Here is a 25,111-nt window from a genome sequence, read left to right on the forward strand (position 1 = left end):
GCGGGGCCGGCCGACTAGCGGAAACGGAATGCCTTCATCAGGCGCAGGCTCCGGCTCATGAACTCCGCGTACCGCTCGTCGTCCAGGCCGAGGGAGGGAGCCATCGGCAGCAGCCGCTGGTGCGCGACGGTCTGGGCCTCCGTGTACTTGAGGATGCCCTCGGAGCCGTGCCGGCGGCCGAGGCCGGAGTCCTTCATGCCGCCCATCGGCGACTGGACGCTGCCGTAGGCGGGCGCGTACCCCTCGTTGATGTTGACCGTGCCGGTGCGCAGGCCAGGCCACCTCACGGCCGCGCCGGGCGTCCTTCGTCCAGACCGAGGCGTTCAGGCCGTACGGGGTGGCGTTGGCGCGTTCGACGGCCTCCTCGTCGGAGCCGAAGCGGTAGAGGGAGACGACCGGGCCGAAGGTCTCCTCCGCGCAGACGCTCATGGACTCCTCGACGCCGTCGAGGATGGTCGGCTCGTAGAAGTACGGCCCGACGTCCGGACGGGCCGTGCCGCCCGCGACCACCTTGGCGCCCTTGGCGACGGCGTCCTCCACGTGCCGGGTGACCGCGTCCAGCTGGCGTTCGCCGACCAGGGAGCCCATGTCGGCGCCGTAGGCCAGGGAGGTGCCGAGGCGGATCGCGCGGGTCCGGGCGGCGAAGCGCTCCAGGAAGGCGTCGGCGACCGACTCGTGGACGTACAGCCGCTCGATGGAGATGCAGAGCTGGCCCGCGGAGGAGAAGCAGGCCCGGACGGCGCCGGCGGCGGTCTTGTCCAGGTCTGCGTCCTCCAGGACCAGCATGGCGTTCTTGCCGCCGAGTTCGAGGGACACGCCAACCAGGCGGGCGGCGGCGCTCCGGGCGACCTCGCGGCCGGTGCGGGTGGAGCCGGTGAAGGAGACGTAGTCGGCGTGCCTGACGACCTCCGGACCGACGACCGGCCCCTCGCCGAGCACGACCTGGAAGACGTCGGCGGGCAGCCCGGCCTCGATCAGCAGGTCACGGGCCCAGAGCGCGGTGAGGCAGGTCTCCGTGTCGGGCTTCATCACGACCGCGTTGCCCGCGACGAACGCCGGGAGCGCGTCGCCGACGGACAGTTCGAGCGGGTAGTTCCAGGGCGCGATCTGACCGACGACACCGCGCGGGTGACGCAGTTCGGTGACCTTCGTGAGGGCCGGCACGGCGCCCGCGTGGCGCTTGGGCCGCAGATACGCGGCGGCCCGGCGGCCGTAGTGACGGGCGGCGACGGCGACGGCCTGGACCTCCTCGTGGGCGTGCAGGCGGGCCTTGCCGGTCTCCAGCTGGATCAGGTCGAGCACCTCGGCCTGGCGTTCGAGCACCAGGTCGTGGAACCGGAGCAGAACGGCGGCGCGCCGTCGTACCGGGATCTGCGCCCACACGGCCTGGGCGGTGCGGGCCGCATCGAAGGCCCGCGCCACGTCCTCGGGGGTCGACTCGGGGAGGTCCGCCAGCTTCTCGCCGGTGAAGGGCGTGTGGTTGGCGGTCCGCCCGGAACCGACGACTCCCTTGGTGAGCCGGGCGACCAGTTCGGGAGTGACCACGTCGGCCGCGGTGCGGGCGCCCGCCGGAGCGGGGGCGAGAGGGTTGGTGCCGGTGGTGTCCCGAAGGGTCTGCGCGTCCGTCATGAGCCGCAGGGTATGCCCACGCGAACGCTTTGTGTACCCGTCGGTAACAGATTCACGGACCGCTCACACACCCCGCCAGTGAACGCTGGCAGCAAACCCGCTGATCAGGGCGTTGGTCGGTTCAGGGCTCGCCGACGGGCTCCTCGACGTCCAGATTGTCGATCACGGTCTTCGCCACCTCGCGCCCGCGTTCCGTGAAGTCGCCCTTGCCCGGGTAGCTGATGGTGAGCTTGTACATGTCCTCGGAGGAGGTCATGTAGTAGAAGATCCGCATCTCGCGCGGACGGGGGTCCCGGCTGTCGTTCGTGGTGTAGACGACGGTGTTCTCCGCGGCCTGCTTCCCCTTGTACGTGAGGTTGGGCTTCGGATGCGTCGTCGGGTTCTCCGGCATGTCGAGGGAGTAGTTGCCGGTCTCCTTGAAGCGCTTGTCGTCGTCGTACATCTCGGCGTCGGCGGAACCCTCGATGTCGTTACCGGTGTCCTCGGCCTTCCGCTCGAGCGTCAGACCGACCCAGATGCTGCCGCTGTAGTCCGTGTACCTGACCCAGTGGTCCTTGTCCGTCTCCCGGTCGGGCACGGACCTCTGGTAGTCCTTCGGCACCGACACGGACGCCGCGACGTCCCTCTCCTTGTGGGTCTTCCAGCCGTCCGGCAGCGGCCCCGCGAAGGGATCCGCGATCACCAGGTACGCGGCCACCGCTCCGGCGACGACCGCCGCACCCAGACCGGCCAGCGTCTTGTAGCCGACTCGCACACCGCCCTTGCCGCCGGACGCGGGCCCGGACCCGTTGCCGAAGCCCGGGGTGTGGACGACCTGCGTGGGCTGGGGCGCGGGCGGGTTGGCGACGGCTTCCAGCAGCACCCGGACCTGCGCGGCGTTCGGACGGTGCGCCGGGTCCTTCCGCAGCAGCCCGGTGATGGCCTCGGCCAGCGGCCCCTTCGCGGCGGTCGGCGGCGCGGGCGCGGCGTTGAGGATGGACTGGAGTGTCGCGGGCGTGTTGCTGCGCCGGAACGGCGAGACCCCCTCCGTGACCGCGTACAGCACGACGCCGAGGGACCACAGGTCGGAGGCGGGGCCGGGACGCTGGCCCAATACCCGCTCCGGCGCGATGTACTCGGGCGAACCGACGAAGCCGCCGGTGTCGGTCAGGTTGGTCTCGCCCTCGATCTGGGCGATGCCGAAGTCGGTGAGGACGACCCGGTCGTGCCGGCCGAGAAGCACATTGTCCGGTTTCACGTCCCGGTGCAGGATGCGGGCCGCGTGCGCGGCCTCCAGCGCGCCGAGCACCTCCAGGCCGACCCTGGCCGCCTCGCGCGCGGAGAGGGTGCCCTCCTCCTGCAGGACAGCGCCCAGCGAACGGCCCTGGACCAGCTCCATCACGATCCACGGCTGTCCGTCCACGACCGCGACGTCATGGACGTTGACCACCGCCGGGTGGTCGAGCCGGGCGGCGGCACGGGCCTCGCGGCGCATCCGTTCGAAGGCGTTGGCGCGTTCGCGTTCGGGAAGATGATCCGGGACGCGGGGCTCCTTGACGGCGACCTCGCGGTCCACCGTCTCGTCCGCGGCCCGCCACACCGTGCCCATGCCGCCGTGCCCGAGCTTGGAGAGCAGCCGGTAACGACCGGCGATGAGCCGACCGACGCCGGGGTCCTGCGACGGCTGTGAGTGGGGCGGCTGCGACGGCGGTCCCGGCCGGCTGTGCGCCTGCGGCGGCACCACCTGCGTGGGGGACGCGTACGGGTTGCCGGGATGCGGCCCGGACGCAGTCGGATTCGGGTTCGAGTACGGAGCCGGCGGTTGCAGATCAAAACTCGTCGGCTCGTCCGCTCCGCCGTGGCGGGCTCCCCCGTTGCTGCTCATGCTCCATCCATATCGCGCCGACCCCTCACAGAGCCACTTCGAACGCCTTCCGGTCACAGACCCGTGACTCCGTCTGCGGCTTATCTCCCATTTATGCGGCTACGCGGCCGGTGACGACACGTCGGACGTCACCCCGGACGGCACCCCGGACGTGACAGACGCGCCGGGGGCCGTGGGGACGGTCGTGGGGGAGACCGCCGGGGAAGACGCAGCCGGGGGAGGCGCCGCTGTGGGAGACGCCGTGGTCGACGGGCGGCCCGTGCGGGACGGGTGTGGCGTATCGGACGGCCGGGGTTCGGGAGACCGGCTCGCGGGTGTCCGCGGTCCCGTGCTGGACGGCGTACCGCCCCCGCCGCCTCCACCCCCGTCACCGTCATGGGCCAGGAGCAGTGCCGCCGCGGACACCCCGGCGCCCGCCATCGCGGCGGCGGCCAGCGCGGCCACGAGCACGCTCCGCGTGGGATGCCGGGCCGGACGCTCCCCGGCGAGGCCGTCGGCCGGGCGCCCGTGCCCGGCCCCTCCTCCCGCACCCCCTCCCCCGACCGCTCTTCCCCCGGCCCCGCTTCCTCCGGCCGTCCCTCCCCCGGGGCCCGCCCGTCCTCCGGCTTCCGCCGCCACGGCGTATCCGAGCGGCGGGTACTCCGGTGTGCGGCCCGTCTCGCGGAAGGCCCGCAACATCCTCTCCGCCCGGTCCGCGTCCAGCCGTCGGTCGGGGTCGCGCTCCAGCAGGCCTCGTACGACGGGCAGGATCGGCCCGGCCTGCGCGGGTGGCCGTATCTCCTCGGTCACGACCGCGTGCACGACCCCGCCGATCGAGTCCCGGCGGAACGGCGACTCACCGCTGAGCACCGTGCACAGCAGGGCGCCGAGCGACCACAGGTCGGACTCGGGACCGGTCCTGGTCCCGGACATCCGCTCGGGGGCGGTGTACTCGGGCGAGCCGACGAAGGAACCGGACTCGGTGAGCGTGGTGGCCCCCGCGACCTGGGCGATCCCGAAGTCGGTGAGGACGACCCGGTCGGTGTCGCGCTCCAGCAGCACGTTCGCGGGTTTGAGATCGCGGTGCAGGACACCCGCCGCGTGGGCGGCCCGAAGTGCGCCGAGCAGGTCGATGCCGATGCGCGCGGCCTCCGCGGCGTCGACCGGGCCCCGCGTGGCGATATGGTCGGCCAGCGATCCGCCGTCGATCAACTCCAGGACGATGTAGGGACGTTCGTCGTCCTCGACGACATCGTGCACGACGGTGATGTGCGGGTGGCTCAACTGGGCGAGCGCGCGTGCCTCACGGAGCGTGCGGTCCCGCTGCCGCCGGGCCTCCGCCGCGGAGAGCGTCTCGTCGTGGGGGAGTTCCTTGACGGCGACGCCACGCCCGAGCAGTTGGTCGGTCGCCCGCCACACCACGCTCATGCCACCGCGGCCGAGTCTCGCCTCCAGCCGGTAACGGCCCGCTACGACACGGGCGTTGTGCCGTGCCGACCCGCTTCCGGGCTCCCCCTCGGTCCCCATGGGCCCATCATGCCCCACCGGATGTGTTCCCTCCGGTAGGCCTATTCGGCCAAGCACGCCCGGCTATCGAGGTTCGCGCCACCCCTGCAGGACCGTTTCGAACTGCTTGCTCGCCGTGGCCCAGTCCTCGGCCGGGGCCGCCATGCAGATCGCGTACTCGGCCCCGTCGCGCGAGAGGTACATCTGGTCGACGGCCCGGCACGGCCCTGGGAACTCCGTGTCCTTGGGCAACGCGGTCCAGGAGTACTCGAGCCGCGCGCTCTCGCGGTCGCGGTAGACGCGGCGCTCCAGACCCACCTGCCGGTAGTCGACCAGCCGCTGGCCCATCTGCTGGTCCAGGTCGCTCAGGTGCTCGTACGGGTCGTGGAAGCCGGGGGAGTCGTCGGCGGCGAGACCGACCCAGTGCCGCCTCGGTGCTCCCTCGGTGTTTCCTGCGTGCCTCCTCGCTCAGCCGGTGAATCGGTACGTCGTCGACGCCTGCTCGAACAGCCGGCTCACCTCGTCCCGTTCGCCCTCCGGGCCACGCACCTGCACGACGTGGTACCGGCCGTCGATCAGCGCCGCGAGGTTACGCACGTACAGCTCGCTCCCGTTGCCGCCGGTCCACGTGAACTGTCCCTCGGCCATGGTCCGTCCGCCCACCTCGATGGTCTTCAGCCCGGTGGACGTGGCCCAGCTGGAATCGCGGTACGGCTGGAGCTCACGCTCGTCGTCCCGCTGATAGGCCATCGGGTCGTCACCGTACTGCGAGGCACTGTCCCGGCCCGGTACGACGATCAGCTCGAAGTCGCCGCTGGAGTAGACGACCTGGCCGCTGCCGTTCTTCCCGGTGCGCTGCCAGCCTTCGGCGACGGCGACCCGGAAGCCCTCCGGGTCCTTGCGCAGGGTGAAGCCCTCGGCGGCGTCGGGGCCGGTGGTCTGCGTTTCGTTGGACGCGCCCGAGTCCTCGGCGCCGCCCTCCGGGTTCTTCGGGTCCTCCGGTTTCGTCGAGGAATCGTCGGCGCCCGGCGCTCCGCCGGCCTCCCGCGACGGCGACGCCTCGCCGACCTCCCCGGCCGCGCCGGTACGGTCGGCCGCACCCGCGCCCCCGGTCTCCTCCCCGGCCTTCGGCATGAACACGACGGCGTACGCGATCGCCGCGGCCATGGCGAACAGCACCAGCAGGAGCAGGGTGCGGCCCAGCCGGCGCGGGGACCCCGACCCCTGCCTGGCCCGCTTGTGCCGTCCGTGATGCGCGGGCAGCGCGGCGCGGCGCCTGCGCACCAGCTCGCCCCGGCGCCGCACGATGGGCAGGCGGCTGGTCTCGACCGGCGGTGCCGCTATGACGTGTACGCCGGCCTCCGGCTCGGGCGCCGACCGCACCAGTGAACGCAGCCAGCCACGCAGCTCTTCGAAGTCCAGCCGCTCCGTGGGGTCCTGACGCAGCAACGACTCCACGACCGGCCTGAGCGGCCCGCACTCCTCGGCGAACGCGGGGGGCTCGGCGCACACCATCTGCACCAGCTCGGCCGTCGACTCCTCCGGGTAGGGCGCATGGCCCTGCACGGCCCGGAACAGGAGCGCGCCCAGCGCCCACAGGTCGGTCGCGGGACCGATGGGGGCGGCCAGCTGCCAGTTCTCGTGCACGGGCCCGGCCTGCTCCGGTGCCCACCGCTCCGTCACGGGGCCGACGACGGCCATCCGCGCCTGTCGTGCCCGCTCGGCGGCCAACGCGGTGACGGGACCCCGGCGCGCGGGGGCGGGGGCCGCCAGATCGTTCCAGCGGGCGGGCGGGGCGGTCCCGCCGGACGGGGCTGAGCCGCCCGAGTCCGCCGTGCCGGTCGCGGGGCCGAGCGCCGGGACCGACGTGGAACCGCCGGGCGGCAGCGCGGCGCCGGGCCGGCCGGTGGCTCCCACACCGTAGGGGTCGGCTATCTGCCCCGGCGGAACCACCCCGGCCTGCGCCCCGGTCCCGCCGCCCTGCCCGGCGCCGGGCAGGGCGGCCCGGCCTGTCTGCTGCGCCTCCTGCACCCTGGCGGCGGCGCGGGCGCCCGCCCGGTACGCGGCGATCGCCCCCGCGCGTGCGGCCCTGACGTCTCCCGTGCTGCCGACGGCCCGCGGGACCGCCGCGGCGGAGGCGCCGTTGGCCGGGTTCGGCGTCCCGCCACCGGGCAGGCCAGGCCCGCGCTTCGATGGCGGCCCGCCGCGCGGCGTCGGGGTCCGGGTCGGAGTCGGCCGTGAAGCCGGGGGGCCACGACGGAGTGCGCTGCGGAGCCGAAGCGCCCATGCCCGTACCCGTGGGCGCCACCGGGCCCAGCTCCCCGGCCGCTCCCGCCCCCGGCACCGCGGCATTCGGAACGACGGCACCCGGAACGGGACTGCCCGAGGCGGGCGTCCCCGTGGCGGGAGTGTGCGGAATGAGGGGGTCCTCAGCAGGCACCGGGTCGTACCCGCACAGTGCCTCCTCCGCCGCGCCGACCGCGAGACCGGTGAGCATCACCCGGCCGTCGTCACAGACCAGCACCGTGCGCGGGGTGATGTTCCGGTGCACCCAGCCGTGGGCGTGCAGGACCCGCACCGCCATCAGGACGTCCGAGGCGACCTCGGCCGCCCGGTACGGAGTCAGCGGCTGCTCGGCCAGCAGCGCCGCCAGGGTGCGGGCGGACACCAGTTCGCTGACGATCCACAGGGAACCGCCCTCCGCGAACACGTCGAAGACCTGGTCCAGCCGCGGATGGTCGGGGATGGCCGCCGCGGCCTGCGCGGCCTCGACCGCTCGCCGCACCACGGGGTCGGTGGGCCGTCGTGTGCCCGCGCGGTTGTCGGTGCGTCCGGCGGCCCGCCGGACGCTTCCGTCACGCGCCGTGAAACCGTCGGGCAACCCCTCCGCGTCGAGCACCTCGGCCTCGACGACTTCCGGCAACGGCACCTGCCTGACCAGGACTTCCTGCCCGCTGTAGGTGTCGAAGGCGCGGGTCTCGGCCATTTCGTACTCGTCGGAGGGCGGCAGCGGCAGGCGGTAGCGATCGGCGAGAACCCGTCCCGCGTATTCGTCCACTGTGCCTCCCCCAGGAGTACGGCCGGTCGGTTCCGCTCGCCCCGCGGCCTGTTCCGGCTGCGTACGGCCCGCGCACACTCACGATACGTGCCGGAGGCAATCCGCAGAGAGGGGATGCCACATCTCACTCCCCGATCCGGCCCCGATCCGGCGACCGCTCATGCTCAGGACTTGGGTTCAAAGGACTGCGCCAGTGCCCGCCACGTCTCCTTGCGCTGCTCGCCGTCCCAGTCGGCGGCCTTCGCCGTGTACATCAGCGCGTAGCCGAACCGGCCGTCGACGACGAACCCCCGGTCGATGGTCCGGTACTTGGTCCCCCCGTCCACATAGGTGAACTCCCAGTCGGCGGTGTTCCACCCCCGGTATTCCACCGCCTCTATGCGGACCCTCTTGTACTGCGAACGCACCATGGAGCGTTCCTGGTTCTTCCAGTCGGCCACCGGATCGCCCTTCGGCGTGGACGTCCAGGCGACGAGCAGTCTCTGTCCGTCGGGCCCGGTGAAGCGGTCCCCGGCCCCATCCGTCGACCGGTACTTCCAGCCCTCGGGCAGTCCGATCGAGTACCCCTGGCTCCCGTTGTGCGTCGCCTCCACCGCCGAGGCGTCCCCGCCGTCCCCGGCCGGGTCGTCCGCTCCGCTCTCCCGCGAACCGGCGTCGCCGGACTCCGCTCCCGTGCCTGTGCCCGTGTCCGCCGACTCGGTCGCCTCACCGTCGGTACCGGTACCGTCCTGATCGGCCTCGGTTCCCTCGGTGCCCTTGGCGTCCTTGGTGTCGGTGCTGGGCACCTGACTGGAAGCAACCTTGTCCGTGCCGCTGTTCTTCGCCCCCGCGCCGCTCTTGTCACCATCGCCGCTGAGGACGAAGGCCAGCACGGCACCGAGTACGGCGAGCACCACGACCACCGCGATGACGACCAGTGTCCGCCGCGGCACCACATCGGTGAGCGACGCCTTCGGCGCGGACCTCGCCGGCAGGTCCGGCGGCGTCATCACGGGCCACCCCGAACTCCGCCCGCCCGGAGCCCGGTTCGACGGTCCACCGGGTGCCGAGTGCGGCGTCGGGCCCGAGCCCGCACCGGAGCCACGAGTCGAACCCGGTGTCGAGGCCGAGGTCGGCCCGGAACCCGAGGGGGACCCCACAGCCGGCCGTCCCTCAGCCCGGGTTCCGGCTCCCGCACCGGACGTCGTGGCCGCGGAGGTTGTGTCGGACGGCGAACCGGCGGCACTCCTGCCGGACTTGGCGCGCGTCGCCGCCACGGCACCGGCCGAGCCGGCGGCCACCGCGGCCTTCCGCACGGAACGCATCGCACCGCGCAGTCGCTCCCCGGCCTCCTCGCCCCGCCTGCTCCCGCCACCGGCCCGCCCCTCGGGCTGCTCGGGCAGCGGCACGACCTTCGTCGCGTCCGCCGGTTCCGAGTCGCCCCGCTTGCTTCCGGGGCCGTGGATCACCGCGTTCAGCATGGTCCGCGCGCGGGTGTCGTCGAGCCGCTGGGCAGGGTCCTTGTTGAGCAGCCCGTAGATGACGTCCCTGAGCGGGCCCGCGTTCCTGGGCTCCTCGAGCGGCTCGGTCATCACCGCCGTGAGCGTCGCGATCGCGGACCCCTTGTCGTACGGCGGCGTACCCTCCACCGCCGCATACAGCAGCCCACCGAGCGACCAGAGGTCGGCCGCCGGCCCCGGCTTGTGCCCGCGGGCCCGCTCCGGGGAGATGTAGGAGGGGGCGCCGACGAGCATGCCGGTCGAGGTGATGGACGGGTCGCCCTCGACCTGGGCGATGCCGAAGTCGGTGAGCACGACCCGGCCGTCCTCGGCGATCAGCACGTTCGACGGCTTCACGTCCCGGTGCAGGATGCCCTCGCGGTGCGCGGAACGCAGCACGTCGAGCACCGCGAGCCCGACCTCGGCGGCACGCCGGGGCTCCAACAGGCCGTCCTCCCGGATGACTTCGGCGAGCGACTTGCCCTCGACGAGCTCCATCACGATCCAGGGCCGGTCGTCCTCCTGGACCACGTCGAAGACCGTCACGGCACCGTTGTTGCGGATCCGCGCGATCGCCTTGGCCTCACGCAGCGTCCGTGTGATCAGCCGCCGCTTCTCCTCCTCGTCGATGTTCGACGGGAACCGGAGCTCCTTGACGGCGACCGTCCGCCCCAGGGTCTCGTCCACGGCTCGCCACACCGTCCCCATGCCGCCGCGGCCGAGCACATCTCCCAGCCGGTACCGCCCGGCGAGGAGACGTGCGCTCTCGTCCTGACGGGATGTCCCCGCCCGCTCCGGCTCCGACATGCGTCCCCTCATGCAACCCGCCCTGACAGAGACTTCATTGTCCCTCACCCGACAAGTGCTCCACGCCCAGGGTGCTCCTGGCGACGCCCCGCGTCCGGCGCACCCGGAACCCGGGTGAAGGGCGTGTTCCGCGGCCTTGCATGATGTCCCTCCGACGCGAGAGGAACCGGAATGCCGCCACCTCGGACGCTACTGGCCATCGCTGTGTCCGTGGCTTCGCTCGTCCTGGCCCCGACCTCTTCCTCAACCCTGCCGGTCCCGCCGGCGGACGCGCTCCTCCCGCTGCTGGTCACACAGGGCGGAGCCCCGGCGGCGGCCCTCCTTGCCCTGGAGGAGACCGGCCCGCGCTATGCCTCCGTCGGCGAGGGCATCACCCGGGCCGACCACTTCCGCGCCGGCAGCGTCACGAAGACGTTCATCGCGACGGTCGTCCTGCAACTGGCGGACGAACACCGCCTGTCGCTCTCCGACACCGTGGAGAAACATCTTCCGGGACTGGTGCGAGGAGCGGGCAACGACGGCCGCGCGCTGACTCTGCGTTCCCTGCTCAACCACACCAGCGGTCTGTACGACTTCGCCAAGGACACCGGTGGCACCGTCCCCGTCACTCCGCATCAGGCACTGCGTATCGCACTCACCCACTCCCCGGCCGCTCCCGGCCGCTTCACCTACTCGAACACCAACTACGCTTTGCTCGGCCTGGTCGTCGAACACGTCACCGGTCACTCGTACGCCACCGAGGCCGAACGGCGCATCATCTCCCCCATGCGTCTGACGGGCACCTCCTTTCCCGGCTCCCGCATCTCTCTGCCCTCTCCGCACGGCCGCGCCTACGCCACCGACGGAACCGACGTCACCGAACTCGACCCGCGGGTGGCCGGCGCCGCGGGCGAGTTGGTGACCACGCTCACCGATCTGGACCGCTTCTACGCGGGCCTGCTCGGCGGTGAGCTGCTGCCCCCGCGCCAACTGCGCGAGATGCTCGACACCCGTGCCGCACACGGCTCGTACGGCATGGGCCTGTTCCCCGTGAAGCTTCCGTGCGGCACCACTGTGTGGGGGCACAACGGTCACATCTCCGGCAGCTACGTGCGCACCGCGGCCACCGCCGACGGCGGGCATGTCCTCACCCTCCGGGTGAACACGGACGCGATAACGGACCCCGGTCTCGTACCCGCGGTACTCACGGCCGAGTTCTGCCCTCGCACCTGGTAGAACGCCCGGGTTCCGGACGGAGATCCCCGTCCACGACACTCGTTCGAGTGAAAGCGGCCCCGGACTCGCGTCGACCTACAACGGAACGATGTCCGGCGCTCCCAGCCGCGCCGCGTCCGCCGTCAGGTCGTCCGGCTGGCGCTGCGACTCCCGTTCGGCCTCCACCCGCTTCTCGTAGTGCCGCACCTCGCGCTCGATCCGCTCGTTGTCCCAGCCCAGTACCGGCGCCATCAGCTCGGCGGCCTCCCGTGCGCTGCGCGTACCCCGGTCGAACGTCTCGATCGATATGCGGGTGCGCCGGGTCAGCACGTCGTCCAGGTGGCGCGCCCCCTCGTGCGAGGCGGCGTAGGTGATCTCGGCGCGCAGATAGTCGTCGGCCGCCTGCAGCGGTTCGCCCAGCGAGGGATCCCCGGCGACGAGTTCCAGGACCTCCTCCGTCAGCGTCCCGTACCGGTTCAGCAGGTGCTCGATCCGCACCACGTGCAGCCCGGTGCGCGCGGCGGTCCGCGCCCGCGCGTTCCACAGCGCCCGGTACCCCTCGGCGCCCACCAGGGGGGTGTCCTCGGTGACGCAGGCGGCGACGCGTGCGTCGAGCCCGTGCACGGCCTCGTCCACCGCGTCCTCGGCCATCACCCGGTACGTCGTGTACTTGCCGCCCGCGACCACGACGAGTCCGGGGACGGGATGCGCCACGGTGTGCTCCCGCGACAGCTTGCTGGTGGCCTCCGACTCCCCGGCGAGCAGCGGCCGGAGGCCGGCGTAAACGCCCTGGACGTCGTCCCGCGTGAGCGGGACCGCGAGCACCGAGTTCACATGCTCGAGCAGGTAGTCGATGTCCGCGCTGGACGCGGCCGGGTGCGCCTTGTCGAGGTCCCAGCCGGTGTCCGTGGTCCCGACGATCCAGTGCCGGCCCCACGGGATGACGAACAGTACGGACTTCTCCGTGCGCAGGATGAGTCCGGTCGTGGAGTGGATGCGGTCCTTGGGGACGACCAGGTGGATGCCCTTGGAGGCCCGTACGTGGAACTGGCCCCGCTCGCCCACCATCGCCTGGGTGTCGTCGGTCCACACTCCGGTGGCGTTGACGACCTGCTTGGCGCGGACCTCGTACTCCCCGTCGCCCTCGACGTCCCGCACCCGGGCGCCGACGACCCGTTCGCCCTCGCGCAGGAACCCGGTCACCCGGGCGCGGTTGGCGACTCGCGCGCCGTACCCCGCCGCGGTGCGCACCAGGGCCGCCACGAATCGGGCGTCGTCCATCTGTGCGTCGTAGTACTGCAGTGCCCCGACCAGGGCGTCCTTCTTCAGACACGGGGCCACGCGCAGTGCGTGACGGCGGCTCAGGTGCCGGTGCGCGGGCAGCCCTCGCCCATGTCCGGGGGCCATCGACATGACGTCGTAGAGCGCGACGCCCGCCCCGGCGTACAGCCGCTCCCAGCCCTTGTGCTGCAACGGGTAGAGGAACGGCACCGGCTTCACCAGGTGCGGGGCGAGTTTCTCCAGCAGCAGGCCACGCTCTTTCAACGCCTCCCGCACGAGGGCGAAGTCGAGCATCTCCAGATAGCGCAGACCGCCGTGGATCAGCTTGCTGGACCGGCTGGAGGTGCCCGAGGCCCAGTCACGTGCTTCGACCAGTCCCGTGGACAGACCACGAGTCACGGCGTCGAGCGCGGTACCGGCGCCCACCACACCGCCGCCCACCACCAGGACGTCCAGCTCACGCTCGGCCATGGATGCGAGTGACTCGGCGCGCTCCGCCGGTCCCAGTATCGCTGTCCTCACCGCTGCCTCCCGCTCATCGGTCGCGTCGGCCGCACCCGTCGGGCGAAGCCCGGTCCCCCTCCCCTCATGCCCAAATTCTGGCCGGGTTGCCCGACTCCAGCCACCGCGCGCTCCCCGCCTGTGGACAACTCTCGCGGCGACCCAAAGAAACCCGACCGATCAATACAGCAAATCGGTCATATTTACTCCTAGTCTGACATTGCGCTCGCTCGTTCTGTCCACCGGGCTTGCGCGCCTGTCCCGCTTCGGTTACTGGGAAGGACGGCCCACGCCATGCCCGCAGATCTCGCCGTCATCGGACTCGGCCCGTACGGCCTGCCCCTGGCCCAGGCCGCCGTCGCGGCCGGCATCCCCACCATCGGCTACCGGACCGGCCCGGAGGCCGCCTCCCTCAGCCCCGCCGAACTGCGCCGCATGGTCGCGCAGGGGTTCCGTGTGATGACCAGCCCAGTCGAACTCGGCCGGGTACGTACGGCGGTCATTTGCGTGCCGACCCCGCTCGGCGCGGAAGGCGGACTGGATCTCGGCCCGGTGGGGACGGCCGCCCATGCCCTGGCGACGCGGCTGCGCCCGCGCACCACGGTGATCCTCGAGTCACCGGTCCCACCCGGGACGACCGAGGGACTCCTCTGCCCCCTGCTCGAATCCGGATCCGGACTCCGCGCGGGCCGCGACTTCCACCTCGCCTACTCCCCCAGCCGCGTCGATCCCGGCAACCGCGACTTCACCCCCGCCAACACCCCGAAGGTCATCGGCGGGCTCACCCCGGCCTGCACCGAGTCGGCCGCCGCGTTCTACGGCAGGCTCACCGACAAGGTGGTACGCGCGCGTGGCCCACGGGAAGCGGAGACCGTGCAGTTGCTCGAGACCAACTTCCGGCACGTCAACACCGCCCTCGTCAACGAGATGGCCGTGCTCTGCCACGACCTGGGCGTCGACCTGTGGGACGTCATCCGCTGCGCGGAGACCAAACCCTTCGGCTTCCACGCCTTCCGCCCCGGCCCCGGCGTCGGCGGCCACGCCGTCGCCCAGGACCTGACCGCCCACACGGGCCGCACCCTGCGGATGGCGGAGCTCGCCCAGCAGGTCAACGGACGGATGCCCCACTACGTCGTACAGCGCGCCGCCGCGCTCCTCAACGAACACGGCAAGTCGGCCCGCGGCGCACGCGTGCTGCTCCTCGGCGTCACCTACAAGGCCGACCTCGCCGACCAGCAGGGCAGCCCGGCGCAGGAGATCGCCACGCGGCTGATGGAGCTGGGCGCCTCCGTCAGCTACCACGACCCGCACGTCCCGTCCTGGAGCGTGCTCGACCGTCCCCTCCCGCGCGCCGATTCCCTGTACGAGGCCGCGGCCGACGCCGACCTGACGATCCTGCTCCAGCAGCACCGCACATACGACCTCCAGGGCCTGTCGGTGAAGGCCCAGCTGCTGCTGGACACGCGCGGGGCCACCCCGACGGGGGCGGCGCACCGGTTGTGACAAGGGGCGCCCACGACGCCCCGCGCTCCAGGGCTGTGGGGGGCCGCCGCACTCGTCGCGGGTACCGTGGGATTCGGGTGGAGTCCACCGCAGCGGGTACCGCGTCGGGCTCCGGAGGGGTCACGGAGTGTCCCCTCCCGCTTCTCTTGGGGGCGGCCGCTCACCATCCGAAAATCCGCAAGCCCACCTCCTCCCGGCTCGAAACGGCCCTTCCCCGGCATTCACCCCGGAGGCGACCGCACGCCCCCTGCGCCCCCACCACTCCCCCCCACACGGACACGCGAAGGGGCCCGGCCACCACGACGGCATGCGGGGTGGCCGGGCCCCTTGGTCACTCTCAAGGGTGTCCGCCGCGCTCAGGGTGAGCGCGGCAGCACGTCATCGCCGGTGCTGCGAGTCCGCCACCGTCACCTCGACGCGCTGGAACTCCTTCAGCTCGCTGTACCCGGTGGTGGCCATGGCGCGGCGCAGGGCGCCGAAAAGGTTCATCGAGCCGTCGGGAGTGTGGGACGGGCCGGTGAGGATCTCCTCGAGGGTGCCGACGGTGCCCAGGTCGACCTTCTTGCCACGGGGCAGTTCCTCGTTGACGGCTTCCATGCCCCAGTGGTTGCCCTTGCCCGGACCGTCGGTGGCGCGCGCGAGCGGGGAGCCCATCATCACCGCGTCGGCGCCGCAGGCGATCGCCTTGGGCAGGTCGCCCGACCAGCCGACGCCGCCGTCCGCGATCACGTGCACGTATCGGCCGCCGGACTCGTCCATGTAGTCACGGCGTGCGGCGGCCACGTCGGCGACCGCGGTGGCCATGGGGACCTGGATGCCCAGCACGTTGCGGGTGGTGTGCGCGGCACCGCCGCCGAAGCCCACCAGAACGCCGGCCGCGCCGGTGCGCATCAGGTGCAGGGCCGCGGTGTAGGTGGCGCAGCCGCCGACGATCACCGGGACGTCGAGTTCGTAGATGAACTGCTTCAGGTTGAGCGGTTCGTGCGAGCCGGAGACGTGCTCCGCGGAGACCGTCGTCCCGCGGATCACGAAGATGTCCACGCCCGCGTCGACGACGGCCTTGGAGAACTGGGCGGTGCGCTGCGGGGAGAGCGCGGCCGCGGTGACGACACCGGAGTCGCGCACCTCCTTGATGCGCTGCCCGATCAGCTCCTCCTTGATGGGGGCGGCGTAGATCTCCTGGAAACGGCGCGTGGCCGACTCGGCGTCCAGTTCGGCGATCTCGTCGAGCAGCGGCTGCGGGTCCTCGTACCGCGTCCACAGCCCTTCGAGGTTCAGCACGCCGAGGCCGCCGAGCTCGCCGATGCGGATCGCCGTGGCCGGTGAGACGACCGAGTCCATGGGGGCGGCCAGGAAGGGCAGCTCGAAGCGGTAGGCGTCGATCTGCCAGGCGATCGAGACCTCCTTCGGGTCCCGCGTACGGCGGCTGGGGACGACGGCGATGTCGTCGAAGGCGTATGCCCGGCGGCCGCGCTTGCCTCGCCCGATCTCGATCTCAGTCACGTCTGTGGCCTTTCCCTGATGCGTTGCAGCGCCTTCCAGTATCCCCGACGGCCGCGGCAGTCGGCGCCCCGGACATACGGCGAGGGCGGCCCGGACCTTCCCGGGCCGCCCTCCGACGACGTCACACGCGCGCGTGCTGTCAGCGCTTGTTGCTGTAGTTGGGTGCCTCGACGGTCATCTGGATGTCGTGCGGGTGGCTCTCCTTGAGACCCGCGGAGGTGATCCGCACGAACCGGCCCTTGGTCTCCATCTCCTCGATGGTGGCGGCGCCCACGTAGCCCATGGTCTGGCGCAGCCCGCCGACGAGCTGGTGCAGCACGTTGGCCAGCGGGCCGCGGTAGGGCACTTGGCCCTCGATGCCCTCGGGGACGAGTTTGTCGTCGGAGGCGACATCGGCCTGGAAGTAGCGGTCCTTCGAGTACGACCTGGCCTGGCCGCGCGACTGCATGGCGCCGAGCGAGCCCATGCCGCGGTACGACTTGAACTGCTTGCCGTTGATGAACTGCAGCTCGCCGGGTGACTCCTCGCAACCAGCGAGGAGGCTGCCGAGCATCACGGTGTCGGCACCGGCGGCCAGTGCCTTGCCGATGTCGCCGGAGTACTGCAGACCGCCGTCACCGATCAACGGCACGCCGACCGGGCGGGCCGCGAGGGACGCCTCGTAGATGGCGGTGACCTGCGGGACGCCGATGCCGGCGACCACCCGGGTGGTGCAGATCGATCCGGGGCCCACCCCTACCTTGATTCCGTCGACACCGGCGTCGATCAGCGCCTGGGCGCCGTCACGCGTCGCGATGTTGCCGCCGATCACGTCGACGCCGACACTCGACTTGATCTTCGACATCCAGCTGAGAGCGTTGCTGTTGTGGCCGTGCGAGGTGTCGACGACCAGGAAGTCCACCCCCGCCTCGGCGAGCGCCTGGGCGCGCTCGAGTGCCTCGGGGCTCGCGCCCACCGCGGCACCGACGATCAGGCGGCCCTCCGAGTCCTTCGCGGCATGGGGGTACTGCTCGGCCTTCACGAAGTCCTTGACCGTGATGAGGCCCTTGAGGACGCCGTGGTCGTCGACCAGCGGAAGCTTCTCGATCTTGTGGCGGCGCAGCAGCTGCATGGCGTCCGGGCCGGAGATGCCGACCTTGCCGGTGACCAGCGGCATCGGCGTCATGACGTCGCGCACCTGCTGGGAGCGGTCGGTCTCGAAGGCCATGTCACGGTTGGTGACGATGCCGAGCAGTTTCTTGTTGCCGTCGGTGACCGGGACGCCGCTGATGCGGAACTTGGCGCACAGGGCGTCGGCCTCGGCGAGGGTGGCGTCCGGGTGGATGGTGATGGGGTCGGTGACCATGCCGGACTCGGAGCGCTTCACCAGGTCGACCTGGTTGGCCTGGTCCTCGATGGACAGGTTGCGGTGCAGGACGCCGACACCGCCCTGGCGAGCCATCGCGATCGCCATGCGGGACTCGGTCACCTTGTCCATGGCCGCCGAGAGCAGCGGGATGTTCACCCGGACGTTGCGCGAGATGCGGGACGAGGTGTCGACCGCGTTGGGGAGCACCTCGGATGCGCCCGGCAGCAGCAGCACGTCGTCGTAGGTCAGCCCGAGTGTCGCGAATTTTCCGGGCACTCCGTCGACGTTCGCAGTCATGACACCTTCCCCAAATGGCCTTGATCGGTGCGGATGTCCATGCTAACGGGAAGCGGGGGTGTCCCATTCCATGCTTCCACACGGCTCCGGTCTTCGTATGTTCGTACGGAATCGGCCGGGTTTCCGTTCCACACCCGAGGGCGCGCGGGGCGACGGATGGTTTCGGCAGTGGCGGTCACTGCTCCGCCAAGGCTCGCAGCCGGCTCAGCGCGCGGTGCTGGGCGACCCGGACGGCGCCGGGTGACATTCCCAACATCTGGCCGGTCTCCTCCGCCGTGAGGCCCACGGCGATGCGCAGCAGAAGCAGCTCGCGCTGGTTCTCGGGCAGGTTGGCCAGCAGCTTCTTGGCCCATGCGGCGTCGCTGTTGAGCAGGGCGCGCTCCTCCGGGCCGAGGGAGTCGTCGGGACGCTCGGGCATCTCGTCGGAAGGTACGGCTGTCAGACCGGGATGGCGCATCGCCGCGCGCTGGAGGTCGGCCACCTTGTGCGCGGCGATGGCGAAGACGAACGCCTCGAAGGGGCGACCGGTGTCCCTGTAGCGGGGCAGCGCGAGGAGCACCGCCACGCAGACCTCCTGGGCGAGGTCCTCGACGAAGTGCCGGGCGTCACCCGGGAGCCGGGACAGGCGGGTGCGGCAGTACCGCAGCGCCAGGGGGTGGACATGGGCGAGCAGATCGTGCGTGGCCTGCTCGTCCCCGTCGACAGCGCGGTGGACGAGCGCACCGATCGCCCCTTGGGCAGTGCCCGCCTCGTCGTCGCGCATCGGACCATGGTGCCCTGCGTGCGTCGGCTCCGCGGCACCACGTCCCTTGTTGTGCACCGAAGCGTTATGAGCAGGTGCGCCGGAACTCATCTCCTGCGCCCTCCCCTCCCGCTCGACCGACTCGTCCCCGAGGAACTCCACACCTCAAGGATGCGTCATCCGCGGCGAAACAGGCACAGGGCACCCGGCGGCCGGCTTCGGTGCCCTGGTGGGCCGGGCTTTCCGCGCCCCTGCCGACGCGGCATGAGCGAGCGGCCGTGGGACCTGTCGTTCGGATCGGCCCGGGGCGGTCGAGCCGCGCACCCGCCCCGCCAGACCGCGGGTCGCACCCGGCGGTGCGGCGGCGGTTCGCACCGGTGGCACCGCGCTTCATCGGTGCGGCCCCACGCGGGTGCGGTCCGGGCGGGGACGGCCCGCGCGGGGGCATCCGCGTGCCCGCACTCGCGGGCCGTCGCTCGATGTCGTACACCGGAGCCGGTCCGATCCGAAGGACAGGCCCTAGCGCACCAGACCCCACCGGAATCCGAGCGCCACCGCGTGGGCCCGGTCCGACGCACCGAGCTTCTTGAAGAGCCGCCGGGCGTGCGTCTTGACGGTGTCCTCGGAGAGGAACAGCTCGCGGCCGATCTCTGCGTTGGAGCGGCCGTGGCTCATACCTTCGAGGACCTGGATCTCACGCGCGGTGAGCGTGGGCGCGGCACCCATCTCCGCCGAGCGCAGCCGCCGTGGGGCGAGCCGCCAGGTCGGGTCGGCGAGTGCCTGGGTGACCGTCGCGCGCAACTCCGCGCGGGAGGCGTCCTTGTGCAGATAACCGCGGGCGCCGGCGGCCACAGCGAGCGCCACACCGTCGAGGTCCTCGGCGACGGTGAGCATGATGATGCGCGCGCCGGGGTCGGCGGACAGCAGCCGCCGGACGGTCTCGACACCGCCCAGGCCGGGCATGCGTACGTCCATCAGAATCAGGTCCGAGCGGTCGGCTCCCCAGCGGCGGAGGACTTCCTCGCCGTTGGCGGCCGTCGTCACGCGCTCGACGCCGGGCACGGTCGCGACCGCGCGGCGCAGCGCCTCTCGGGCAAGCGGGGAGTCGTCGCAGACGAGGACGGAAGTCATGGCCGCCCTCCGCAGCTGATGCGCGTCACCTTGTGCCTCCAGGCTGGTACGAAATCGTCACCTGTGCGGTCGACCGCTTCGGACACCCGCCCGAGCGCTTGTTCCTTCAACCGCCTCGCACTCTCAACGACGGTCACTCGAAAGAGTTACGGGGCCGTCTGTCGTCTTCGGCACTCTATGTGAGGGGACGGACACGGTGCAGATACGCGCGGGAGACCCTCGAACTTTCATCACAATCGATGCCCCTTTTAGCCCCTTTTCTTCCCATTTACTGGTGTCTGAGGCTAGATTCGCAATGAGTCATATTTTCATCTCCTTGGATCGTAGTTGTACGGTCGTGGACACGGATCCGCCCAAAACGGCTACAAGGGGTCACGCAATGGCAGATTTCTCCCGCCTTCCCGGACCGAACGCGGACCTGTGGGACTGGCAGCTCCTCGCCGCGTGCCGCGGGGTGGACAGCTCGCTCTTCTTCCACCCCGAGGGCGAGCGCGGTGCGGCACGAAGCGCTCGCGAGAACTCGGCCAAAGAGGTCTGCATGAGGTGCCCGGTGCGCGCCGAGTGCGCCGCCCACGCACTGGCCGTACGCGAGCCGTACGGCGTGTGGGGCGGACTGACCGAGGACGAACGCGAAGAGCTGATGGGCCGGGCGCGCCACCGGCTGGTGTCGACCTCGGCATCGCCGCCGACCTCGGCATCGCCGCCGACCTCGGCGTCGGCGGCCGTATCGGCGCCGGTTCCGGCCTCGGTCTCGACCGCCGACGGGCATGCCGCTTCGAACAACTGAAGGAACGTTTCTTCATCATCGGGGACACGTGTGTCCCCTTGTTTTTCGCAGGAGGCGCCCCACCGCCCCCACCGACGGACAGCCGGCCAGACAGACGGGCCGGCAGCCGGACGGACCCGCCGGGCCCCGGCCTACCGGCCGCCCGCCCGCGCCAACTGGTCGAGCGTCGCGGCGACCGCGGGCACCTGGGCGAGGTCGGGAAGCGTCAGCGCGACGATCTCCCGCCGCACCGCGGGTTCCAGGGCGACAGTGCGCACCCTCCTCGGCCGTACGGACTCGATGGCCAGCTGGGGCAGGACGGCTACTCCGAGTCCCGCACCGACCAGGCCGGCCACCGCGGGGTAATCGTCGGTCGCGAAGTCGATACGCGGGGTGAAGCCGGCCGTCTCACACACCTCGACCAGCTGACCGCGGCAGCGCGGGCAGCCCGCGATCCACGGCTCCTCGGCGAGTTCGCCTATGGCGAGGGACTCCGCGTGCGCCAGCCGGTGCCGCTCGGGCACCAGCCCCACGAGCCGGTCCGTGAGCAGCGGGCGCACGGCCAGGTCGTCCCACTCCTCGGCTCCCGCCGCCCCCTCGTACCGGAAGGCGAGGGTGATGTCGCAGTCGCCCTCACGCAGCATCTCGACGGACCGGGGCGGCTCGGCCTCCTCCAGGGAGACCCGGGTGCCGGGGTGGGCGTCACGCAGAGCGGCGAGCGCTGTCGGAACGAGCGTCGAGCTGCCGCTGGGAAAGGACACGAGCCGCACCCGCCCCGCCCGCAGCCCGGCGATGGCGGCGACCTCCTCCTCGGCGGCGGTCAGCCCGGCGAGGACACCAGCCGCATGGCGCACCAGCACTTCCCCGGCCTGCGTCATGCGCATCTTGCGCCCGGAACGGACGAGCAGCGGCGTGCCCACGGACCCTTCCAGTGCCTTCATCTGCTGGCTGACGGCGGGCTGGGTGCAGCCCAGCTCCCGGGCCGCCGCGGAGAACGAACCGGTGGTGGCCACGGCGCGCAGCACACGGAGATGACGGGCTTCGATCACACCTCAAGAATAAGCCGTCCTTTGACGTGACGCCGAATACCACGTCGTTACTTTGACCCACATCGCTTACCGTGCAGCTCATGAAGCTTTTGTCTGTGAACCTGGGGCGCCCCAAGGCCGTGCCGTACACGGAGCAGCCCGAGGGCCTGACCGGCATCGACAAGCAGCCGGTGAACGGGCCGGTGCGAGTGGCGGCACCGGGGCCGAAGGGGGTCGGCGCGAGCGGGCTGGCCGGGGACGCGGTGTGCGAGACGCGGCACCACGGAGGCGATGACCAGGCCGTGTACGCGATGGCCCGCGAGGACCTCGACGAGTGGGAGGGCGTGCTGGGACGCACGCTGCCGAACGGCTCGTTCGGCGAGAACCTCACCACGGAGGGGATCGACCTGTCCGGCGCCCTGATCGGTGAGCGCTGGGGCATCGGGTCCGAGGTGGTGCTGGAGGTCACCTCCGGCCGCATTCCCTGCCGCACCTTCCAGGGCCATCTGGGTGAGAAGGGCTGGGTGAAGCGGTTCACGCGGCGGGGCGCGCCGGGTGCCTATCTGCGGGTTGTCCAGCCCGGTGAGGTCCGGGCGGGCGACGCGATCCGGAGGGTGCACCGGCCGGATCACGAGGTGACGGTCGCTCAGCAGTTCCGGGCGGTGACGACGGAGCGGACGCTGCTGCCGCTTCTGCTCGCGGCGGCAGACGCGCTGCACCCGGAGGCGCTGGCGAAGGCGCGGCAGTACGTGACGAAGTACGGGACGGACCGGGAAGCCTGACGAAGGGCCACGGGGCGCCGCACGGCTTCTCCGCACCGCCTCTCCGCGCGCTTCTCCGCACGGCTCCAGGGGGAAATCCCCGAGGCCGAGCGAGGGTCGACTCAGGGCCGGTTCCGGGAGGTCCCCGATGTCCGGCTGACCGTGGTCCACGACGCTCGAAGCATGTCTCGTCACATGCCCAGGAGCGCGGTGCCGGACGGGGAAGCCCGCCCGGCACCACTCGCCGCGCATTCCGTGGAAAGCGCCTTGTCCTCGTGCTCGGCTCCCTGGTCGCCACGCTCGCCGTGGCCGCCGGCGCCCTGTTCGCCTGGCTGTGGACCGGCGCCCCGGTCAGCACGGTGGACAAAGCCCCGTTCGACAACGCGCTGGCGATACCTCCGCAGGCCGAGTCGACCGTGGGGAAGGACGGCACACGGGTCTTCGACCTCCGCATGCAGGCGGGCGAGACGGAGTTCGAGGACGGGAAGAGGACCACGACCTGGGGGTTCAACGGCTCCTACCTCGGCCCAACGCTCCGGGCGAAGCGCGGCGAGAAGGTGCGGGTACGGATCGGCAACGACCTGGACGAGGCGTCCTCCGTGCACTGGCACGGGATGCATCTGCCAGGCCCGCATGGACGGCGGCCCGCACCAGATGATCGCCCCGGGCGCCACCTGGACACCGCACTGGACGGTGGACCAGCCGGCGGCGACGCTCTGGTACCACCCGCATCCGCATGGCAGGACCGAGGAACACGTCCGGCGTGGCCTCGCCGGCCTGTTCCTCCTCGACGACGAGAAGTCCGCTCGTCTGCCCCTGCCGAAGCGGTACGGCGTCGACGATCTGCCGGTCGTCGTGCAGGACGTCCGCTTCGACGGCTCACGGCTGTCCGGCGACCGCGGGCTGATGCAGAACGTGGGCTTCCTGGGTGACCGGACCATGGTCAACGGCACCCTGCGCCCCTACCGGGAGGTCCACGACGAGCTGATACGGCTGCGGCTGGTCAACGCCTCCACCGCCCGCACCTACCTCTTCGGTTTCCCGGACGACCGTGACTTCTCGCTGATCGGGACGGACGGTGGGTTGCTGGCGCGGCCCGCGGTCATGGACCGGATACAGCTGTCACCGGGTGAGCGCGCCGAGATCGTCGTACGCGTCGAGGCGGGTGAGCGGGTGATGCTCCGGAGCTTCCCGCAGGACAACTACGGAGATTTCTGGCAGCGGCGGTTCAACGGCGGCGACGACTCCTTCGACGTACTGGAGCTGCGGGCGGCCCGGCAGTCGCGGCCGTCACCGCGGTTGCCTGCCACGCTCACCGAGCCGGAACTCCCCGACGGTGACGAGGCGGTGCGCGGGCGGCACTTCGATCTGAAGCTGTCCGGGATCAACGGCCGGTCGATGGACATGGGCCGCATCGACGAGGCCGTCACTCGCGGGACGACGGAGGTGTGGACGATCCGCAACACGAACGGCATGCCGCACAACTTCCATGTGCACGACGTGCAGTTCCGCGTGATGGAGGTGAACGGGTCGGCTCCGCCGCCAACGCTGCGCGGGCCGAAGGACACGGTGTTCGTCCCGCACGGCACGACGATGAAGCTGGCATTGCGCTTCACCGGGCCGGCCGATCCTGACGTCCCGTACATGTACCACTGCCATCTGCTGTACCACGAGGACTTGGGGATGATGGGTCAGTTCGTGGTGGTCGAGAAGGGCCAATCCGCGGGGACCCCGCCGGAGCACGCGGAGCACGGGGGCGGGTAGAGGGGCGGGCACTCGGATGACTGATCCGGCCGGGCTTCAGTGCACCGGTCGGGGCGGCGACGCCGGGCGGACGCCCGGACTTCGGGTAACTAGTCTTGCGTCATGACAACCGCTCTGATTACGGGATCGACGGCCGGGATCGGTGCCGCGTTCGCGCGGAAGCTGGCAGCCGACGGGCATGATCTGGTACTGGTGGCCCGCGACCTCGTCCGGCTCCGCGAGCAGGCGACCGAGCTCCACGACCGTCACGGCATCGAGGCGGAGGTGCTGAGGGCCGACCTCGCGGAGGACAAGGGCATCGAGGCGGTGGCCGAGCGGCTGGGCGACCGCAGGAACCCCGTCGACCTGCTGGTCAACAACGCGGGTTTCGGCAACAAGGGCCGGTACCTCGAGGTTTCGATGGCGGACGAGCTGAGGATGCTCAAGGTGCACTGCGAGGCGGTGCTGCGGCTGACGTCGGCGGCGGCGGAGGCGATGCGGGAGCGCGGACGCGGGGGAATCGTGAACGTCGCCTCGACCGCCGCGTTCGTGCCGCGCGGGACCTACGGGGCGTCCAAGGCGTGGGTGGTGCAGTTCACCCAGGGCGCGGCACAGGACCTGGCGGGCAACGGCGTACGCCTGATGGCGCTGTGTCCCGGCTTCGTCCGCACCGAGTTCCACGAGCGGGCGGGGATGGGGACGGACAGCATCCCGAACTGGATGTGGCTGGACGCGGACAAGGTGGTGGAGGCGGCCCTCGCGGACCTGGCCCGCGGCAAGTCGGTGTCGATCCCGGACCCGCGGTACAAGGCCCTGATGGGAGCGGCGAGGCTGGTCCCACGCAACCTCCTGGGCGGCCTCTCCTCCCGGACGGGCCGCAAGTACGGGCCGCGATGAGATCAGGAACGGACCTGTTGCGAAAGCGACCCTGGAGGTTCAACGGTCGGGTCATGGGCCTTCGACGATTTCCTTGCAAGGGCCTGCTCCCGCCG

The 25,111-nt window shown here is 71.5% G+C and carries 14 protein-coding genes and 5 pseudogenes; 7 read left to right on the plus strand and 12 right to left on the minus strand.

Going from position 1 to position 25,111, the window contains the following annotated elements:
* Positions 1–14 precede the first annotated feature (14 nt).
* The 6 genes and pseudogenes from WJ438_RS16590 to WJ438_RS16615 form a co-directional block, all read right to left on the minus strand.
* Positions 15–1,629, minus strand: a pseudogene (locus WJ438_RS16590) (succinic semialdehyde dehydrogenase).
* Positions 1,630–1,750: 121 nt separating this feature from the next.
* Positions 1,751–3,493, minus strand: a complete 1,743-nt coding sequence (locus WJ438_RS16595; protein WP_406725950.1) for a serine/threonine-protein kinase — start codon at positions 3,491–3,493, stop codon at positions 1,751–1,753.
* Positions 3,494–3,619: 126 nt separating this feature from the next.
* A pseudogene (locus WJ438_RS16600) lies at positions 3,620–4,999 on the minus strand (serine/threonine-protein kinase); the annotation flags it as partial.
* A gap of 63 nt (positions 5,000–5,062) precedes the next feature.
* Positions 5,063–5,395, minus strand: a pseudogene (locus tag WJ438_RS16605) (serine/threonine protein kinase); the annotation flags it as partial.
* A gap of 51 nt (positions 5,396–5,446) precedes the next feature.
* Positions 5,447–8,036, minus strand: a pseudogene (locus WJ438_RS16610) (protein kinase domain-containing protein).
* Positions 8,037–8,200: 164 nt separating this feature from the next.
* Complete coding sequence (locus WJ438_RS16615) at positions 8,201–10,321, minus strand: protein kinase domain-containing protein (RefSeq protein WP_406725951.1); 2,121 nt, start codon at positions 10,319–10,321, stop codon at positions 8,201–8,203.
* A gap of 171 nt (positions 10,322–10,492) precedes the next feature.
* On the opposite strand from WJ438_RS16615, the gene WJ438_RS16620 reads away from it, so the two are divergent.
* Positions 10,493–11,536, plus strand: coding sequence for a serine hydrolase domain-containing protein (locus WJ438_RS16620; RefSeq protein WP_406725952.1), 1,044 nt, complete (start codon positions 10,493–10,495; stop codon positions 11,534–11,536).
* Positions 11,537–11,611: 75 nt separating this feature from the next.
* Here the strand turns inward: WJ438_RS16620 and WJ438_RS16625 are convergent, their stop codons facing one another.
* Entirely contained in the window at positions 11,612–13,318 is a 1,707-nt protein-coding gene (locus tag WJ438_RS16625; RefSeq protein WP_406725953.1) for a glycerol-3-phosphate dehydrogenase/oxidase, read from the minus strand.
* A 273-nt stretch (positions 13,319–13,591) separates the two neighbouring features.
* Here WJ438_RS16625 and WJ438_RS16630 point away from each other — a divergent pair, with 273 nt between their 5' ends.
* Positions 13,592–14,800, plus strand: a complete 1,209-nt coding sequence (locus WJ438_RS16630; protein WP_406725954.1) for a nucleotide sugar dehydrogenase — start codon at positions 13,592–13,594, stop codon at positions 14,798–14,800.
* 378 nt (positions 14,801–15,178) lie between these two features.
* Here the strand turns inward: WJ438_RS16630 and WJ438_RS16635 are convergent, their stop codons facing one another.
* The 4 genes from WJ438_RS16635 to WJ438_RS16650 all read right to left on the minus strand — a co-directional run bounded on the left by WJ438_RS16635 (position 15,179) and on the right by WJ438_RS16650 (position 19,821).
* The gene (locus tag WJ438_RS16635; protein WP_406725955.1) at positions 15,179–16,303 is read right to left on the minus strand and encodes a GuaB3 family IMP dehydrogenase-related protein; all 1,125 of its coding nucleotides are present in this window, start codon (positions 16,301–16,303) and stop codon (positions 15,179–15,181) included.
* Between the two features lie 139 nt (positions 16,304–16,442).
* Positions 16,443–17,948 (minus strand): IMP dehydrogenase, encoded by a 1,506-nt coding sequence (gene guaB / locus WJ438_RS16640; RefSeq protein WP_406725956.1) that lies wholly within the window; start codon positions 17,946–17,948, stop codon positions 16,443–16,445.
* A gap of 175 nt (positions 17,949–18,123) precedes the next feature.
* Positions 18,124–18,711: a sigma-70 family RNA polymerase sigma factor gene (locus WJ438_RS16645; RefSeq protein ID WP_202275863.1), complete on the minus strand. Its 588-nt coding sequence runs from the start codon at positions 18,709–18,711 to the stop codon at positions 18,124–18,126.
* A gap of 498 nt (positions 18,712–19,209) precedes the next feature.
* Positions 19,210–19,821 (minus strand): response regulator transcription factor, encoded by a 612-nt coding sequence (locus WJ438_RS16650; protein WP_003948568.1) that lies wholly within the window; start codon positions 19,819–19,821, stop codon positions 19,210–19,212.
* 379 nt (positions 19,822–20,200) lie between these two features.
* Between WJ438_RS16650 and WJ438_RS16655 the strand changes: the two genes are divergently transcribed.
* Positions 20,201–20,608: a WhiB family transcriptional regulator gene (locus WJ438_RS16655; protein ID WP_406725957.1), complete on the plus strand. Its 408-nt coding sequence runs from the start codon at positions 20,201–20,203 to the stop codon at positions 20,606–20,608.
* A gap of 131 nt (positions 20,609–20,739) precedes the next feature.
* Here the strand turns inward: WJ438_RS16655 and WJ438_RS16660 are convergent, their stop codons facing one another.
* Positions 20,740–21,636, minus strand: a complete 897-nt coding sequence (locus WJ438_RS16660; RefSeq protein ID WP_406725958.1) for a LysR family transcriptional regulator — start codon at positions 21,634–21,636, stop codon at positions 20,740–20,742.
* A gap of 80 nt (positions 21,637–21,716) precedes the next feature.
* On the opposite strand from WJ438_RS16660, the gene WJ438_RS16665 reads away from it, so the two are divergent.
* The 4 genes and pseudogenes from WJ438_RS16665 to WJ438_RS16680 all read left to right on the plus strand — a co-directional run bounded on the left by WJ438_RS16665 (position 21,717) and on the right by WJ438_RS16680 (position 25,016).
* A complete protein-coding gene (locus WJ438_RS16665) occupies positions 21,717–22,397 on the plus strand; it encodes an MOSC domain-containing protein (protein WP_406725959.1) in 681 nt (226 codons plus the stop codon).
* Positions 22,398–22,828: 431 nt separating this feature from the next.
* Positions 22,829–22,945 (plus strand): annotated as a pseudogene (locus WJ438_RS16670) (multicopper oxidase domain-containing protein); the annotation flags it as partial.
* A gap of 64 nt (positions 22,946–23,009) precedes the next feature.
* Positions 23,010–24,140 carry a multicopper oxidase family protein gene (locus WJ438_RS16675; protein WP_406725960.1) on the plus strand — a complete coding sequence of 377 codons (1,131 nt, stop codon included), beginning with the start codon at positions 23,010–23,012 and terminating at the stop codon, positions 24,138–24,140.
* A 102-nt stretch (positions 24,141–24,242) separates the two neighbouring features.
* Positions 24,243–25,016, plus strand: coding sequence for an SDR family NAD(P)-dependent oxidoreductase (locus WJ438_RS16680; RefSeq protein ID WP_406725961.1), 774 nt, complete (start codon positions 24,243–24,245; stop codon positions 25,014–25,016).
* Positions 25,017–25,111: the final 95 nt, after the last annotated feature.

The sequence above is a fragment of the Streptomyces sp. GD-15H genome (assembly GCF_045291515.1).
In the GTDB taxonomy this organism is placed as follows: Bacteria; Actinomycetota; Actinomycetes; order Streptomycetales; family Streptomycetaceae; genus Streptomyces.